This window comes from Exiguobacterium sp. s36, assembly GCF_018618345.1.
GTDB lineage: Bacteria > Bacillota > Bacilli > Exiguobacteriales > Exiguobacteriaceae > Exiguobacterium > Exiguobacterium chiriqhucha.
The window spans coordinates 230,398-246,756 of record NZ_JACSLW010000004.1 but is presented as its reverse complement, the minus strand read 5'-3'; the positions used below and the strand labels follow the sequence as shown (position 1 = coordinate 246,756).

Genomic DNA, 16,359 nt, shown 5'->3' with positions numbered 1-16,359 from the left:
TCCTTTCAGTATACCGAACTTTTGTTCGTTTTTTTAGTCTTTTCACTCACTTCGTTTCTTACGTTGTTTTTCCAATCGTTCTTGGTTCCGAATTTGATTTGGGAACTGTAAGAGCGAACCAATCCAATTCTTTCGTTTCAACCACGCATAGACCAAGCCTGTGAAGAGCATAATCATCATCCAGGCGAACAGATAACCGAGCGGCCACTTCAGTTCAGGCATCTCTTTGAAGTTCATTCCCCAGATGGCACCGAAGGCGACGACCGGGGTCGTCAAAGCCGTGAAGACGGTCAACGCCTTCATAATCTCGTTGCCGCGAAAGTTCGACAGCGTCGAGGCGAGGTCGGTTAACGCGATGACATCGGCTTGATAATGTTCGATTAACGTCAATAGACGGTCGACCCGATACGTGGCAAGGCGATAGGCTTTCAATTCATCTAAGTCGACATCAAGGAACGCCTCACGTCCGGCCATGAGTAACTCACGATATGGGACGACAGTGTCGGACCATCGTTCAATCTCGCTGCGGAGCCCGAAAATCTCATTCATAAATTCGGGCGGGACTTGCCCGCTCATCTCGCGTTGGGTCATCATCAAGCGTTCTTCATACTCATCGATACCGTGGAAATAATAGTCCATCTTTTCAGAGAGCAGGTCATAGAATGCCTCGATTGGCGAGTCATACTGCTTCGCGGCCACTGTCTCGCAATACAGCTCATCGAATCCGATTGTCCATAAAAAGTCCCGGGTCACGAAATAGTGCCCGATTTTTTGTGGTTCGCGTTCGAGTTGTTCGTAGTCGAGCGTGAGCGACCCGTACATATAATCACGTTCGACGATGATTTTTGTGACTTTCGCCGTCGTCAATTGTTCGAGCCAATATGTGTACGCTTCCTCATAGTGATTGTCGACATGTACGATTTCTTCTGGTCGTGTATACCAATTCCAATTCATCTTTCATTCCCCCAATATGCTTCTCTCTGAAGTATTCCCGCTTTTCTTAGAAAGTTGGCATCTGACCTGAACTTTCGTTAAGATGTAGGTACTGACAAGAAGAGAGGTGCTTTTTTTGACGACTACTAAAATCGGTCAGCTCAAAGTGGGCGACACGTTGAACCAATATGTGATGATTAAACAATCGTATCGTGGACTCGCCGGAAACGGCAAACCATATTTGACGCTCATCCTATGCGATGAGAGCGGAGAGATTGAGACGAAAGTATGGGACAGTGCCGATACGGACAAATATGCGACGAAAAAGATTGTCCATGCTTCCGGGGAAGTGATGGACTACCGTGGCCGGACCCAGTTGAAGTTGAAACAAATCTCCATCATCGAAGGTGAGACGGACATCGCGCCATACGTGCGCTCGGCCCCAGTGCCGAAGTCAGAACTCGAGACAGGGATTCGCGGCTATATCGAGGCGATGGAGCACGTGGGGATGAAACAACTCGTGACGGCGCTTGTCGACCGGAACGAGGAAGCTTACTTCACGTATCCGGCAGCGGTGCGCCATCACCATGCGGTCTATTCAGGGCTTGCGTTCCACGTCCTGTCGATGCTGAAGCTGGCTGACACGATGTGCGACCTCTATCCGCAATTGAATCGAGACTTGCTCGTCTCGGGCGTCGTGCTCCACGACTTGGCGAAAGTGATCGAGTTATCGGACGCGATCACACCGGAGTATACGCTCGAAGGCAAGCTGCTCGGTCATTTAGCGCTCATGGCAACTGAAATCGAAGTCGTGGCCCGAGAGCTCGGCACCGACCGTGAAGTCGTGACGTTGCTCCAACACCTCGTCCTCAGCCATCACGGGAAACCGGAATGGGGATCGGCGAACGCGCCGCAGCTCCCGGAAGCCGAGATGCTCTTCTTCATCGACAATATCGATGCCCGGATGAATATGTTCGATAAGGCGTTCGAAGGCGTCGAGCCAGGGACGTTCACAGAACGGGTCATGGCGCTCGACAACCGGGCGTTCTATAAACCGAAGTTATGAAGGCATACAAAAAAGACGTCCCGCGGGACGTCTTTTATTATTACTGCTCTGTCGATTCCTCGGCAGGAGCTTCTTCTGTACCTTCTTTTTCTGCTTTGAGCGCATCTTTCACGGCGTCGAACTGCTTCGATGCTTTCGCATCTTTCACATCGACGTTATATTTCTCGATCAACTCGGCATAGATTTTATTCGCGTCGACAGAAGCGGCTTTTTCAGTCGCTAATTCTTCACGAATACGATCTTTCTCATCTTCGAGTTTAAGGTCTTTTTCTTTACGGTCCATGACTTTGATGACGTGGAAGCCGAATTGTGACTGAACCGGGTCAGAAACTTTGCCAACGACGTCTTCTTGGAACGCATACTCTTCAAATTCAGGGACCATGGCGCCGGCTGAGAAGTAACCGAGGTCGCCACCTTTCTCACCAGAACCTGTGTCTGTCGATTTTTCTTTCGCGACGTCAGCGAAGTCGGCACCGTCATTCAACTCTTTGATGATCGCTTGTGCTTCTTCTTCTGTCTCGACGAGGATGTGGCTCGCCTTGACTTCGACGTTCTCTTTCGCGAACTGTGCTTCGATATCTTCGTCTGTTACTTCGACGAGCTCTGATTTCGCTGCATCGACGAGCATTTGACCGCGGAGCGCTTCTTTGAACTCGTCCGTGCTAGTCATGCCGGCTTGTTGAATCGCTTGCTCAAACTCTTCTTTCGAGTTGAACTGCTCTTCGGTCTTGCTGAACTCTTCATCGACTTTGTCTTGTTCGACTTTGTCGCCATACTCTTTTTCAAGCAATTCGTTCATCGTTTCTTGGAACGCAAGTTGTGGGACCATACTATCGTAGCTCTTGTCTACGATTTCGCCGCGTGTCACTTCGCCGCCTTCAAAAGAAACAACTGTTGAGTTGTCAGAAGCCCCGCCGCTTGTCGCCGCATACGTGCCGCCGACACCGATGAGAAGTGCAATCGCTGACGCGCCGACGAGGGCGCCTGTTGAAAACTTCTTGTTCTGTTTGTTCGGTTCATTCGTCATTCCGTTTGACATATATTCCACCCCTATAAATCTATAAGTTTCTAAATCCGACTATACCACATTTTGTTAATGATAACAGCTGTTCTCTTGCCTGTGTAGTATCATAGCACAGAAACGTGTCGTATAATGATGAAAGAGAATGTGAAATGATGGGGTGGAGAACGTGTCGTTAGAAGAGAAAATCAATCAATTATCGTTTCAAATGGAACTGTTGCTCGGGGCGGTCGATTGGTCGGAGCGGCCCTTTGAACATGAGGTGCTCAAGGCGAATTTGACGAGGCAAGACGTCGTCGCATTTTTCGCGTTGCTGGATGATATCCGAGAACGACAAAACGAGCAAATGCGCTACGGGCTGTCGTCCGTGGAACCTTTGCTCGTTCATTTCGTTGGGATGCTTCATCCTCAGTTAGAGGCCGAGACGATTCTCGCGGCGTGCGTGCGCCAAGGGATGGCGCTAGACGTCACGGAACCGCTGTATCGGCAGGTCAAGCTTCTTTACTGATCTCGTCGTCCTCGGGGCGACGTCCGGCTTCTTCCGTGATCATCTTCGACGTTTCTGCAAAGATGTCCATGAAGTTGTCGCCATACAATCGGCGAACGATCGCGGTGATGTCCGTCAAGTCCGGGAATTTCCCGTACAATTCTTGAAGCGGGAGCGAGGCGCGGAAGACGCCGTTCTCTTCCGGGTCGAACGCATGAATCGTCTCGAGCAAGAGCGCTTCACCTTCAGGCGTCAATTGGACGTACGTATTTCGTTTGTCCGTCTCCTTTTTCGAGAACGTGAGCAAACCGCGGTCTTCTAACTTCTTCGAGAAGTTGAACGCCGTCGATACGTGCATGACCCCATATTTGGCGATCTCTGAGATCGAGGCGCCGCCGAGGGCGTGAGCAATCCATAAAATATGGTGCTCGTTTATGTTCAAGTCGAACGGTTTAATCCAATTTTGCCAGTCTTTCTCGACCGTCTTCCACAGTGCCTTACTAAGCTGAATGATTTTATGACTATAGAGCATGGCCTCAGGGCCAGTGAATTCTTTTTCGTGTTCCATGTCGATCCATCCTTTCCGATACAATGTGACTAAAACGACGGGCGATGACGACAGACCGGTCAGTTGGCCTTTTCCGCTTTCGCTTCGGTCGCATCTGACTGTACGTTCGAAAGCTCGTTTAGGTTTCCTTGGATCCGCTCGATTGAAGGCTGAATGTCTTGTTGATAGCGTTCGACTTCGGCTTTTACTTGATCTGTCAATTCTTTACCTTGTAACTTACCTGCCGCCGCAACTTGCGACGCATCTTTAGCGACTTTTTGGAATTGTTCTTTCAACGTAGTGATTGTAGACGCTCGGTGTTGATTGGCCGCCGCGTCATTCGCCGTTCCACGGGCGAGTTTTTTCACGGTCACAGCTCCTAGAAACGCTACGACAAAGCCGAAAGCAACCCAATCGCGACGATTGTGATTCGACAATACATTCCCCTCCTCGAGCACGCTGATACTAGAATACATTCTTTTCATATTATTTTACCAAAAAAGAGAGATTAAAAACCTATATCTTAAATAAAATTTTTCAGAACATTCAATTTTGACCGAAAAATCATTTTATTTTAAACTATGGGTAAAGGAAGGTGACCTCCAGTGAATATGCAAAAGCGTTGGGTTGATGACATGTTAGACCTGTATAACGCGGCCAAACGACTGGGAGATGACCCTTGGGCACAGACAATAATGGAAGCACTCGAGGCGGGATATGAAGCGTCGGAACAGAACGAACAGACGCGGAAACAAACTTTGCTTGAAAAGCGACTTATTGAAATAGACGCCCGTCTAAATTTGTTAAGAAAAGAATTCGAACAAGCGGAATCTGTCAAATCGCGGCAACAGTTATACGAGCAGGCGATTAAATTACAAGTCGAGCGTGCCCAAATCGAAGAGGAGCGGAAGCGCCATCTCGATTCAATCAACTCGTCATGAGGCGCGAGACAAAAATGGACCGGTCGCACATTGGGCGATCGGTCCATTTATTTGTTACAGGTTTGCTTTAATACCGGCAGCGATTGCCTGCATGTCGTCAGATGAGTACGCGTCTTGATGCGTTTCCCATTTGGCGCCAAATCCGTCCGTCTCCCCGTAGCGCGGCAAGAGGTGGATGTGGAAGTGATAGACGGTCTGCCCGGCAATCGCTTCGGCGTTAGACAACACGTTCATCCCGATCGCGCCTGTTTCACGCTGAATCGCGTTCGCGACGGCAGGGACGGCTTGGAAGACGTCACGGGCCACATCGGTCGGCAATTCATAGATGTTACGGGCGTGGTGTTTCGGAATGACGAGCGTATGTCCTTTCGTGACTTGAGAGATATCGAGGAACGCGACGACGGCGTCATCCTCGTATACCTTATACGACGGGATGTCGTTGGTAACGATTTTACAAAAGATACAGTTGTCCTCAGTGTGCATGCTGACTCCTCCATTCATGAATGAATAATCCATCTCATCATAACATGGAAATTCGGGCGGAAGAACGATTGTCCGGACAGACGATGCCCCTTACACTGAAACCAATAGCAAGTAGAGAGAGGAAGAAAACGGATGGCGTATGTACGATCGAAGAAACCGTCACGTCGAAGAAATATCTATCTCGGGCTGCTCGTGACGCTCGGTGTCGGCCTCGCGGTCGGTGCGTTCTATCAATGGGGATATAAACCGGCTGCTGCCAACGACAAGATTCACGTCCGCTTCAAGGACGCACTGTTGACCGAAGACGTCAGCTTCTTCCAGGAAAACGTCGAATATGAAGCGGAACCGCTCACGCGAGCCGAAGCGCTCCGTTTCATGGAGTGGTTGAATGAAGAGAAGTCGATCCGTGGTGAGGCCATCTCGGAAGTGGCGCAGGACAGGTCGGACCGGGCACAAGGCATAGAGACGGACGGATTGTTCCGGCTCGTCGATACGGGCGAAGGGCGGTTCGGCTTTGCAGATTATCGGATTGAGTTGTTGCCGAAGACGTTGCGTGCTTCGGCAGACGTTCCACTGACGAATATTTGGATAGATGGGGTGCAGGCGGGACGGATTGATGAGGCAGGCACAGCAGTTGAGGTGGTTCGCATGCCGGGCCGTTACGACGTCAAAGCCGTCGCCGTCGTCGATGGGGAAACAGTGACCGAAACCGAGGCCGTGACATTGACGGAAGAAGCGCAACTGGCGTTTGGGTTATTGCCGGACCAGGACGAGACGGTGGCCGGACAATTCGACCTCGAACGAGCCGAATTGATTGAAATCGAGGTCGAGGCGCAAACCGGTCATTCGATTGAGACGCTTGAGGCGCTCATGAACAAACGGGAACAGAAAGTCGTCGACGAGATTGGTGAACCGATGGAACGGGGCGACGTCTGGCGCTATGATGGGATGGAACTCCGGTTTGTCGACGGCCGGGTCGATCGCATTGATATCGATTTACAGAAACGGCCCGACGACCTGCTCGCGCTCTTGGGCGAACCGAATGAAAAAGTCGACACGGACCTCGGCCTCGAATGGCGCTACGACCGGACGTTGCTCGAGTCAATTTTCACGTTCTTGCGCTTACAGAGCGAGAAACGGTTCATCGAGCGGGATGAAGCCATCTATCTCATTTTGACATGACAAAAAAAGGGACCCTCGGCGAGGGTCCCTTTTACGTGAGCCGTAGATTAACGTTTACGGTTCATTGATTTCATAACGAACGATACGATCAAGATTAAGATAATCGCACCAAGAAGTGCTGGGATAATCGCGATGCCGCCAACTGCAGGACCGAAGTCTCCGAAGATGAGGCCACCGAGCCAAGCACCGATGATACCAGCAATGATGTTCCCGATGACGCCACCTGGTACATCCTTACCTAAAATAAGACCTGCTAACCAACCGATAATACCCCCGACGATTAAAGTGATAATCCAACCCATAAAAACATTCTCCTTTCTGTTTTGTCCATTGTTCTCACTAACAATTTTATGGAACAATGGAAGTACTGAATAAGTTTTAAAATGCCTTACAGTTCAGATTATTCCCATGTGACAGCTTTTAAAACATATATCACAAAAAAAAGTTGAAAATGAGGGGTGGAGTTTTCATGTTGCACGTCGACCACTTGAATGGCGGTTATATAGGTAAACAAGTGTTACACGATATTTCGTTTGATGTAAAAAAAGGTGAGCTCGTCGGGCTGATAGGGCTAAACGGAGCCGGAAAATCGACAACAATCAAACATATTTTAGGATTGCTTGATCCGATTTCAGGATCGGTCGAAGTCGATAGTCAAACACTCAGCTCGTCAGAAAAGAATTATCGTAAGAAAATTAGTTATATACCCGAGACCCCTATCTTGTACGACACGCTGACGTTGCGTGAACATTTGACGTTGATCGGGAAAGCGTATGACATCGACGTGGCGGATTTGACGACCCGGACCGAGCGATTGGCACGAGATATGCGGATGGAGAAGCAACTGGACTGGTTCCCGTCCGTCTTCTCGAAAGGGATGCGCCAAAAAGCGATGATTCTCTGTGCGCTCGTGACGAAGTCACCGCTCCTCATCGTCGATGAACCGTTCGTCGGACTCGATCCGCTTGCGATTCGCCAACTGTTGCGATTGTTTGACGAGTATAAGGAAGACTGCGCCATCTTGATGTCGACGCACATCTTAGAGACGGCCGAGCGCCACTGCGACCGTTTCGTCTTCTTGCACCAAGGATCGGTCATCGCGACCGGGACGGCCGCGCAACTTCGTGACACATACGGTCTGCGTCCGGACGCCACGCTCGATGACATCTATGTCGAGGCGATTGAGACCGAGGAGCGGAAACGATGAACGTATTCAAACAACGATTTGGCGTCTGGATGGAAGACGTCGTGAAATACAGCCGCTACGTCGCGAACGGCGGCTTGTTATTCACGCTTTATTTCACGCTCATCTACGGGGCGTTCGTGTATAACCAATTTTTGACGAATTTGGACCCGGTTTTTCCGAGTGAATGGATCGTGGCGCTGATTTGGTTGCTATTGCCTCTCGGCCATCGTCCCCGAACGTTGATTCAAGAAGCAGATCAAGTCTTCTTATTGCCGCGTCTCGGTGAGATTCAAGCGTTCATGACAGGCGTTCGCGCATTCAACGTCGTCTTTGCCGCCGTCCGTGCCATCCTTGTCATGCTCGTCGTGTTGCCGCTGCTCGTCCGGACGCAAGTGCTCACGTCGGTCGAAGTCGGGGCCATCCTCGCAACGAGTGTTCTCATCTCGGCCGCGGGTCGTCTCGCTAAGTTAGAGGGTATTAAATACGTTGTCTTGCCGAGCGCGCTCGCCAGCGGCTTCCTCATGCTGTTCGGTGTGCCACTGTTGACGTCAGTGCCCGCACTCGTCCCGTTTGTCCTGCTCCATGTGCGAAGGAATCGGCGCATCCCGCTGCTTGACTGGCTCACGCTCGAAGAAAAGAGCAAAGCCCAGTTCAACCGGGTCGTCAGTTGGTTCGTCGATGTGCCGGCGATGCGGGAAGATGTGAGGGAGCGGTCGTTCATCGTCAGTCTGCTCGAGCGGTCTGTGTTGAAACGGGCTGATGCCGCCCGTTACGTGTACGGGCTCCGGGTCATGCGCTCGAACGATTCGCTCGACCTCGTGTTGCGTCTTTCCGCCGTCGCGCTCGTCGTCATGTGGCTCTCGGGCGGATGGTATGTCGGGTTGGTCGTCCCGCTCTTCGTCGGGTTGACGGCTCTCCAACTCGTCCCATTATTTAAACGGCTCGACACGGTATCGATGGCGTCGTGGTTACCGATTACACGTACCGAAAGGCTCGTCGCCTATAAATGGTGGGCGACGCGGTTATTGTTCGCGCAACTGCTCGCCCTCGGTGTTGCCTCGCTCTTGTTCGGGGCGACGTGGGACGCGCTCGTCGGTCTCGGCCTCGCGTATTTGGTCGTCCGATATTACTTGAGTCGATTGACATGAAACAGGGACACCCGGATTGGGTGTCCCTGACTGTTGTCGTTATTTCTTAGGTGACATGACCGATACGCTCGACCCGAGAATTTTCGGAAGACGTGCCGGTGCTTCTGGTTCTGTCTCGACTTCACCGTAAGCAGATACACCGTGCTCGGCGATGTCGAGGCCGATATCTTCTTGTTCTTCTGTGACACGAAGACCAATCGTGACATCGAGGAGTTTTAAGAAGGCGTAGCTACCGCCACCGGCGATGACCATCGCGATCAAGACACCGAGTGCTTGCACACCGAGTTGAGTCAAGCCGCCGCCGTAGAAGAGGCCGGCCGAACCGATGCCTGTGATCTCGACCAAGCGAGGCGAGGCGAAGAATCCGAGCGCGAGCGTCCCGATGATACCGGCAACACCGTGTACTGAGAAGGCGCAGAGCGGATCGTCAATATATTTCGCCATAAGGATGCTCGTACCATACGTGGCGATCGAAGCGAGGGCACCGATGACGATGGCGGCCCAAGGTTCGACGAAGGCGCAAGCAGCGGTGATGGCGACGAGTGCCCCGAGGACACCGTTGACGATTGTCGGGATGTCTGCCGTTTTCTTGTGAATCATGACGATGGCGAGCGCACCGAGCGCACCAGCAGCCGTGGCGAGCATCGTCGTAAGAGCGACGTAACCGAAGAATCCGTCCGCGACCGACATCGTCGACCCGGCATTGAAACCGAACCAGCAGAGCCAGAGCACGAGTCCACCGACGACCGTCAAGACGTGGTTATGACCGGCGAGTGATTCCGTTTTACGACGTGGTTTCAAGATGATTGTGGCCATAAGGGCAGCCATTCCGCCTTGAAGGTGGACGACAGCCGAACCGGCGAAGTCTTGCATGCCCATCGTCCCGAGAAGTCCACCAGCCCATACCGAGCGGGCGACGATTGGATACAGGATGGCGACGAAGAAGACGCCGAACAAGACGTAAGCAGACAATTTAGCCCGCTCTGCGAAACCGCCCCAGGCGATGGCGAGCGCGACAGCGACGAATGACAACTGGAACAAGAATTTGATGTCGATCGAGACGTTGGCCCAATCGAGGCTCGTGAACGATCCGTTCATGAAGAATCCTTCTGTCCCGAACCAACGGGTCCCGTCCCCGAATGAGAGGCCGAAGCCGACAGCCCAAAAGGCGAGTGCCGCCACAGAGAGGCTGATGATTTGTTTGACTGCGACGTGCCCGGCGTTTTTAGCCCGGAGCGTCCCCGTCTCGAGCAACCCAAATCCAAGTTGCATCGTCAAGACGAGCAAGGCGGCGATGAGTACGAACAGCGTGTCCATATAATATAAGATGTCTTCCATGTTGCGATTCCTCCTTTTTAACGATTGATGATTCAAAAGTTGTTTTCAGTGTAAGGCGAAAAATTCGACTTGGATTGCAAATTGTCAGATTATCTGACATAGTTTTTTTATGAGGGAGGAGGGCGAGAGATGGACTATAAGTCGAAGAAAGTGATTGGAATGGGCGTCATCACTGAACTGACGGGACTTTCGGAGCGACAAGTCCGCTATTATGAGTCAAAAGGGCTCGTCTTTCCAGAACGGACCAAAGGCGGTTCACGTAAATATTCTTTCCATGATGTGGAACGATTGATTGATGTGGCCTCGAAGCTCGAAGATGGTTGGCGGATTCAAGACATCAAAGATCGCGAGAAGCGCTTGTCGACGAAACAGCGTGACGATTTGATTCGTGGTCAGCTTAATTCGGCCTTCCGCGCGTATCCGCCAAAGAAATGACACAAAGAAAACACAATGAAAATGCTTCACATTAGCATTATTCTAATTAATTTCTGTATAATGTTTTTGAGTTCACATACCTATAGAAGAAGAGTGTAGGAGAATTATAGAGGGGAATGACGCGACGTATGAACGATACTATTTTGAAGGCGTTTAAAGGAGAGGCGACAGACTATGTGCCCGTTTGGTACATGCGCCAAGCCGGACGCTACCAACCAGAATATCGTGAGATCAAAAAAACGAGGACATTATTCGAAATCACTCATGATGCCGAATTGTGTGCCTACGTGACAGAGCTCCCGGTAAAACAACTAGGAGTCGACGCGGCCATTCTGTATAAAGATATTATGACGCCACTTCCGTCGATGGGCGTAGATGTGGAAATCAAGAGCGGCATCGGTCCGGTCATTGATAACCCGTACCGGACGATGGAAGACGTGGAACGCTTAAAACCGCTCAACACGGACGACATCTCGTACGTGTTCGAGACGATTCGTTTGCTTCGGGAACGATTGGAAGTACCGCTCATCGGGTTCTCGGGTGCACCGTTCACACTCGCGAGTTATATGATTGAAGGCGGTCCATCGAAGAGTTACCATCGGACGAAAGCGCTCATGTACGCAGAGCCAGACGTATGGAACGCACTTATGGAGAAGCTTGGCGACATGGTCATCACGTATGCGACGGCGCAGGCGGAGGCCGGCATTCAAGCGTTCCAGTTGTTCGACTCATGGGTCGGGACGCTCAGCCGCAAAGATTATGTTCGTTATATTAAACCAACGACAGAACGGATCTTCACCGAGTTGCGCAAGCTCGACATCCCGCTCATCATGCACGGTGTCGGAGCGAGCCATCTCGTCGAAGAGTGGCAAGACCAGCCGCTCGACGTCGTCGGACTCGACTGGCGCCTGTCGATTCAAGAAGCGCGCGACCGCGGTATCACGAAAGCGGTCCAAGGTAACCTTGACCCGTCATTCTTGCTAGCTCCGTGGCCGATCATCGAAGCGAAAGTGAAAGAAATCCTCGATGAGGGGATGAAACAACCTGGATACGTCTTCAACTTGGGACATGGGGTGTTCCCGGAAGTCGATCCGTCTGTGCTCGTCAAATTGACAGCATTTATCCATGACTACTCACGTGAAAAAATGGGAGGCAAATCATTATGAAAACCGTCGGATTACTCGTAATGGCTTATGGGACACCGTACAAACCTGAAGATATCGAGCGCTACTATACGCACATTCGTTATGGTCGCAAGCCTTCACCGGAAGCACTCCAAGACTTGACGGAGCGCTATGAGGCCATCGGTGGCGTGTCGCCGCTCGCGAAAATCACGATCGATCAAGCGGAGACGCTCCGTGACATCTTGAACGAGCGCCACGTGGGCGAAATCGACTTCAAGCTCTATATCGGGCTCAAGCACATCGAACCGTTCGTAGAAGACGCGGTCGCGCAAATGGCGAACGACGGCATCAAAGAAGCGGTCTCGGTCGTATTGGCCCCGCACTACTCGTCATACAGCGTCAAGTCGTACAACGGACGGGCGCATGAAGAAGCCGCGAAATACGGCATCGAGATCCGTTCGGTCGAATCGTGGTACGATGAGCCGAAATTCATCAATTGGTGGGCGGAAGCCATCAAAACGACGTTCGCGAACTTGCCGGTGCCGGCCGAGAAGGCTTGCTTGATCGTTTCGGCGCACAGTCTCCCAGAGAAGATTTTGGCAGGTGGCGACCCGTATCCGGATCAATTGAAAGAGACGGCTGACAAAATCGCTCAAGCGGCGGGCGTACCGAACTATGAGGTCGGTTGGCAGTCGGAAGGCAACACGCCTGACCCGTGGATCGGGCCGGACGTCCAAGATTTGACGGCTGAACTTTATGAAAAGCATGGCTATGAAGCGTTCGTTTACACGCCGGTCGGATTTGTCGCGGATCACCTCGAGGTGCTCTTCGATAACGACGTGGAATGTAAAGTCGTCTGTGACCGCCTCGGCGTTCACTACGCGCGTCCTAACATGCCAAACGCGGAGCGGAGCTTCATTGAAGCCATCGCCGATCGCATGGAAAGCGTGATTGTACATCATGCGTAATGTAACGATTGTCGGTGGTGGGATCACAGGTCTCACCGCCGCTTTTTATGCCGAGCGTTATTTACCGAACGACGTCACGATCAAGCTCGTCGAGACGAGCGGACGGTTAGGCGGGAAAATCGATACGTTTGAAACGGGGGAATTTGCGGTCGAACGAGGTCCCGACTCGTACGTGTTCCGCAAGACAGCGATGACGGACTTGATTCATGACGTCGGTCTCGGCGATGAAATCGTCCGGAACGGGGTCGGGCAAGCGTACGTGCTCCATCATGACGGGCTGCATCCGATTCCGAAACAGACGGTCATGGGCATCCCGCTCGACGTCGATGCGTTCAAGGACACGACACTCTTATCGGACGAAGAACATGCCGCGCTCCGGGCGATGCTCTTATCGCCACCGGACGTCGAAGCACCGGAAACGGACGTCTCCCTTGGTTTGTACTTGCGTGAACGTGTCGGGGACCCGATCGTCGACCGGCTGATCGAACCGCTTCTTTCCGGGATTTACGCGGGAGACATCGATCAGATGAGCGCTTTGTCGACGTTCCCTCAGTTTATCGAAGGCGAGAAGAAACATGGGAACTTGTATGAAGGGATGCGACACTTGCGTCCTGAACAACGGGTCGCGGAAGTCGGCGCCAAGAAAGTTGGACAGTTCGCTTCACTCAAGCGAGGCTTGAAGTCGCTCACTGATCGTCTTGCCGAGCGACTAGAGCGCACCGAGATCATCTTGAACTGTTCGGTCGAACAAGTCGAGGAGATTGAAGGCGGCTATCGCCTGCTGACGAATCGAGGCGATATCGAGTCCGACCACCTCATCTTGACGGTCCCGCCTCGGCTCATCCGTCAGTTCTTACCGAAAGTCGACAGTAATTTTCTCGCGGATATGAAACCGCACGCGACGGCGACGTGTTCGCTCGTATTCAAAGAAGACGATATCGAGTTGCCGTTCATCGGGACGGGCTTCGTCACGAGCCAAGAGGCGGATGTGACGATTACGGCGTGCACGTTCATCGACCAAAAATGGCCGCATGCCGTGCCGGAAGGGTATCACGTCCTGCGCGTCTTTCTCGGACGTCCGGGCGCCGATGAGATCGTCGATGCGTCAGATGAGGAGATTGTCGCGACGGCGTTACGTGACCTTGGCGGCTTGATGACGATTAAAGCAGCGCCACTCGAGACGGTCGTCAGCCGGCTTCGGGACGGGTTGCCACCTTACGCCGTCTTCCATTCCGATCGGGTCCGCGCGTTGCGCGCCGAGATGGGCCGCGTCTATCCAGGGATCTTGCTCGCAGGCATCGCCTATGACGGAATCGGCATGCCAGACTGCATCAAGAGCGTCCATGAACAAATCAAAGCGCTCGCAGAAGAAGGTTAAAGATTCATGAAGGGAGGTGTCGGATTATTCCGATGGCCTCTCTTTTTGTTATAGTTATAAGCGAAACAGAAAAAGAGGAGTGGATGTTGATGACAACGTACAAATTGTTCGTATCCGATATGGATGGCACGATTCTGCACAACCACACGAAAATTGCACCTGAGACGGCAGAAATCGTCCGTGCGGCAGAAGCACAAGGGATTCGCTTTGCGATTGCGACGGGACGCAATTACTTCAACGCGAAAGAGATTCTCGACGAGGTGGGCCTCACGTGCCCGATCGTCTCTTCGAACGGCGGTCGCGTGCTGACGGAAACGGGTGAAGTGCTACATGAAATCGATTTGACGACAGAAGAGGCGCTCGAGGTCGTGTCGGTGTTGCATCAAGACCACAAATATTCGGACGTCTTCTATGAAATGTATTCAGAGGCGGGCCTCGTCGCGAGCCGACTCGATTTGATCGATGCGACGATGGAGAACTTGAAGCAGAACGGCGATGAGCGGTCGCTCGAGATGTATGAGTTCTTCCAAAAACGTTATTACGTCAACGAGGACGTCCGTCTCGTCGAAGACATCGAGGATTTCATCAAGAATGAGGCCGGACGCGTCTATAAATTCATCGCCTTTTCGAGTCATTTCGAGAAGATGTCCTCACTATGGACGGAAATCGATGAGCGCGTGGAAGGCGTTTACGTCACGTCTTCAGGCAATGACAATATCGAAGTCATGGCGAACGGGGCTGATAAAGGGCACGGCGTCAAAAAATTGGCCGAGCATTTCGGCGTCGATTTATCGGAAGTCGTCGTCATCGGGGACAACTTGAACGATGTCCCGATGTTTGAGGTGGCCGGTAAAGCGATCGCGATGGGCAATAGTCACGAAGACTTGATTGCCATTAGCCACCACGTCACAGAGCGTCATGACGAATACGGCGTCGCGAACGCATTGAAGCGCGTCATGAACGGGGAATGGAAGTAAACAAGTTGTAGCGCCGGGCCGCCGTCTCGTATAATACAATTAACGATTATCCTTAGGAGGAACCTACTGTGAAATTTATTTTCAACCCGGATATCCGGGACCCGAAACTCAACTTGGCGGTCGAGGAGTATATCCTCAAACATTTGAACGTCGAGCATGAGGATTATTTCTTGTTCTATATTAACGGCCCGTCGATCATCATCGGCAAGAACCAGAACACATCAGAAGAAGTTAACTTGAAGTATATCGAAGAGAACGGCATCGACGTCGTCCGTCGTTTGTCAGGCGGCGGTGCTGTCTATCATGATGAGGGCAACTTGAACTTCAGCTTCATCACAAAAGATGACGGCAACTCGTTCAACAACTATAAGAAGTTCACGCAACCGATTGTCGACGCCTTGAAGCAACTCGGCGTCGAGGCAGAGTTGACGGGACGTAACGATATCCAAGTCGGCGAACGGAAAATCAGCGGGAACGCCCAGTTCACGACGCGCGGCCGTATGTTCAGCCACGGAACACTCATGTTCAACTCGAACATCGAGGAAGTCGTCAACTCGCTCAACGTCTCGGAAGAGAAGATGCGTTCAAAAGGCATCAAGTCGGTCCGTAGCCGTGTCGCCAACATCACGGAGTTCTTAGAAGAAGAGATGGCGATGGAGCACTTTGTCGAGGCGCTGCTCCATTCGATTTATGACGGACAGGAACCAGAACGTTACGTGCTTCGCGATGAGGACTGGGAAATCGTTCAGGATATCTCGAAAGAGCGCTATGCGAACTGGGACTGGAACTTCGGGAAATCGCCGAAGTTTGATGTCGAGTCGAAACGTCGATTCCCGATTGGTACGATCGACGTCCGCTTGAACGTCAACAAGGGTACAATCACGGAAGCGAAAATCTATGGGGACTTCTTCGGTGTCGGGGATATCCATGACGTCGAACAAGCCCTCGTCGGAACGCGGTTCGAACGCGGCGCGATTCGGGAACAATTGTCACAGCTTGACGTCAAACATTACTTCGGCAACGTCGAGCTCGAAGAACTCGTCGATCTCATTAGCTGAAGCGGGTTTTCATGCAGAAGGGCCTCCCTACAGAGGTCTTTCTTTTTGGCGTTTTCGTGACAGGTTGTCTGGACCGTTGCGTGTCGT

19 protein-coding genes are annotated in these 16,359 nt (G+C 51.9%); 12 read left to right on the top strand and 7 right to left on the bottom strand.

Annotation, left to right across the window (positions count from 1 at the left end):
• Positions 1 to 42 precede the first annotated feature (42 nt).
• Positions 43 to 954, bottom strand: coding sequence for a magnesium transporter CorA family protein (locus KNP95_RS10935; protein ID WP_214752342.1), 912 nt, complete (start codon positions 952 to 954; stop codon positions 43 to 45).
• 172 nt (positions 955 to 1,126) lie between these two features.
• Between KNP95_RS10935 and KNP95_RS10930 the strand changes: the two genes are divergently transcribed.
• On the top strand, positions 1,127 to 1,999 hold the full coding sequence (locus tag KNP95_RS10930; RefSeq protein ID WP_214720284.1) for an HD domain-containing protein: 873 nt from the start codon (positions 1,127 to 1,129) through the stop codon (positions 1,997 to 1,999).
• A 40-nt stretch (positions 2,000 to 2,039) separates the two neighbouring features.
• Here the strand turns inward: KNP95_RS10930 and KNP95_RS10925 are convergent, their stop codons facing one another.
• Entirely contained in the window at positions 2,040 to 3,038 is a 999-nt protein-coding gene (locus tag KNP95_RS10925; protein WP_214720275.1) for a peptidylprolyl isomerase, read from the bottom strand.
• 151 nt (positions 3,039 to 3,189) lie between these two features.
• Here KNP95_RS10925 and KNP95_RS10920 point away from each other — a divergent pair, with 151 nt between their 5' ends.
• Positions 3,190 to 3,528, top strand: a complete 339-nt coding sequence (locus KNP95_RS10920; protein ID WP_242679007.1) for a DUF1878 family protein — start codon at positions 3,190 to 3,192, stop codon at positions 3,526 to 3,528.
• Here the strand turns inward: KNP95_RS10920 and KNP95_RS10915 are convergent.
• The gene (locus tag KNP95_RS10915) at positions 3,512 to 4,075 is read right to left on the bottom strand and encodes an HTH-type transcriptional regulator Hpr (protein WP_021066715.1); all 564 of its coding nucleotides are present in this window, start codon (positions 4,073 to 4,075) and stop codon (positions 3,512 to 3,514) included. The two genes, KNP95_RS10920 and KNP95_RS10915, sit on opposite strands and share 17 nt — an antisense overlap.
• Before the next feature lie 59 nt (positions 4,076 to 4,134).
• Positions 4,135 to 4,491, bottom strand: a complete 357-nt coding sequence (locus tag KNP95_RS10910) for a hypothetical protein (RefSeq protein ID WP_021066714.1) — start codon at positions 4,489 to 4,491, stop codon at positions 4,135 to 4,137.
• 174 nt (positions 4,492 to 4,665) lie between these two features.
• On the opposite strand from KNP95_RS10910, the gene KNP95_RS10905 reads away from it, so the two are divergent.
• On the top strand, positions 4,666 to 4,995 hold the full coding sequence (locus KNP95_RS10905; protein ID WP_241764606.1) for a hypothetical protein: 330 nt from the start codon (positions 4,666 to 4,668) through the stop codon (positions 4,993 to 4,995).
• Between the two features lie 54 nt (positions 4,996 to 5,049).
• On the opposite strand, the gene KNP95_RS10900 is transcribed toward KNP95_RS10905, so the two are convergent.
• A complete protein-coding gene (locus KNP95_RS10900) occupies positions 5,050 to 5,478 on the bottom strand; it encodes an HIT family protein (RefSeq protein ID WP_214837098.1) in 429 nt (142 codons plus the stop codon).
• A gap of 132 nt (positions 5,479 to 5,610) precedes the next feature.
• Between KNP95_RS10900 and KNP95_RS10895 the strand changes: the two genes are divergently transcribed.
• Positions 5,611 to 6,660, top strand: coding sequence for a hypothetical protein (locus tag KNP95_RS10895; RefSeq protein ID WP_214837095.1), 1,050 nt, complete (start codon positions 5,611 to 5,613; stop codon positions 6,658 to 6,660).
• 47 nt (positions 6,661 to 6,707) lie between these two features.
• On the opposite strand, the gene KNP95_RS10890 is transcribed toward KNP95_RS10895, so the two are convergent.
• Positions 6,708 to 6,962: a GlsB/YeaQ/YmgE family stress response membrane protein gene (locus tag KNP95_RS10890; protein WP_021066710.1), complete on the bottom strand. Its 255-nt coding sequence runs from the start codon at positions 6,960 to 6,962 to the stop codon at positions 6,708 to 6,710.
• A gap of 167 nt (positions 6,963 to 7,129) precedes the next feature.
• Between KNP95_RS10890 and KNP95_RS10885 the strand changes: the two genes are divergently transcribed.
• Both KNP95_RS10885 and KNP95_RS10880 read left to right on the top strand, forming a co-directional pair.
• Positions 7,130 to 7,867 (top strand): ABC transporter ATP-binding protein, encoded by a 738-nt coding sequence (locus KNP95_RS10885; RefSeq protein ID WP_214720272.1) that lies wholly within the window; start codon positions 7,130 to 7,132, stop codon positions 7,865 to 7,867.
• Positions 7,864 to 8,994: an ABC transporter permease gene (locus KNP95_RS10880; RefSeq protein ID WP_214837093.1), complete on the top strand. Its 1,131-nt coding sequence runs from the start codon at positions 7,864 to 7,866 to the stop codon at positions 8,992 to 8,994. The genes KNP95_RS10885 and KNP95_RS10880 overlap by 4 nt, the downstream gene beginning before the upstream one ends.
• 39 nt (positions 8,995 to 9,033) lie before the next feature.
• Here the strand turns inward: KNP95_RS10880 and KNP95_RS10875 are convergent, their stop codons facing one another.
• Positions 9,034 to 10,332 (bottom strand): ammonium transporter, encoded by a 1,299-nt coding sequence (locus tag KNP95_RS10875; protein WP_214720270.1) that lies wholly within the window; start codon positions 10,330 to 10,332, stop codon positions 9,034 to 9,036.
• A gap of 129 nt (positions 10,333 to 10,461) precedes the next feature.
• Here KNP95_RS10875 and KNP95_RS10870 point away from each other — a divergent pair, with 129 nt between their 5' ends.
• The 6 genes from KNP95_RS10870 (at position 10,462) to lplA (ending at position 16,272) form a co-directional block, all read left to right on the top strand.
• A complete protein-coding gene (locus KNP95_RS10870; RefSeq protein ID WP_214837091.1) occupies positions 10,462 to 10,767 on the top strand; it encodes a MerR family transcriptional regulator in 306 nt (101 codons plus the stop codon).
• 116 nt (positions 10,768 to 10,883) lie between these two features.
• The gene (gene hemE, locus KNP95_RS10865; RefSeq protein ID WP_021066705.1) at positions 10,884 to 11,933 is read left to right on the top strand and encodes a uroporphyrinogen decarboxylase; all 1,050 of its coding nucleotides are present in this window, start codon (positions 10,884 to 10,886) and stop codon (positions 11,931 to 11,933) included.
• Positions 11,930 to 12,859, top strand: a complete 930-nt coding sequence (hemH, locus tag KNP95_RS10860) for a ferrochelatase (protein ID WP_021066704.1) — start codon at positions 11,930 to 11,932, stop codon at positions 12,857 to 12,859. The genes hemE and hemH overlap by 4 nt, the downstream gene beginning before the upstream one ends.
• The gene (hemG, locus tag KNP95_RS10855; protein WP_214720269.1) at positions 12,852 to 14,237 is read left to right on the top strand and encodes a protoporphyrinogen oxidase; all 1,386 of its coding nucleotides are present in this window, start codon (positions 12,852 to 12,854) and stop codon (positions 14,235 to 14,237) included. Before hemH ends, hemG begins: the two co-directional genes overlap by 8 nt.
• Before the next feature lie 89 nt (positions 14,238 to 14,326).
• The gene (locus tag KNP95_RS10850) at positions 14,327 to 15,214 is read left to right on the top strand and encodes a Cof-type HAD-IIB family hydrolase (RefSeq protein WP_241764605.1); all 888 of its coding nucleotides are present in this window, start codon (positions 14,327 to 14,329) and stop codon (positions 15,212 to 15,214) included.
• 68 nt (positions 15,215 to 15,282) lie between these two features.
• Entirely contained in the window at positions 15,283 to 16,272 is a 990-nt protein-coding gene (gene lplA, locus KNP95_RS10845) for a lipoate--protein ligase (protein WP_021066701.1), read from the top strand.
• Positions 16,273 to 16,359 lie beyond the last annotated feature (87 nt).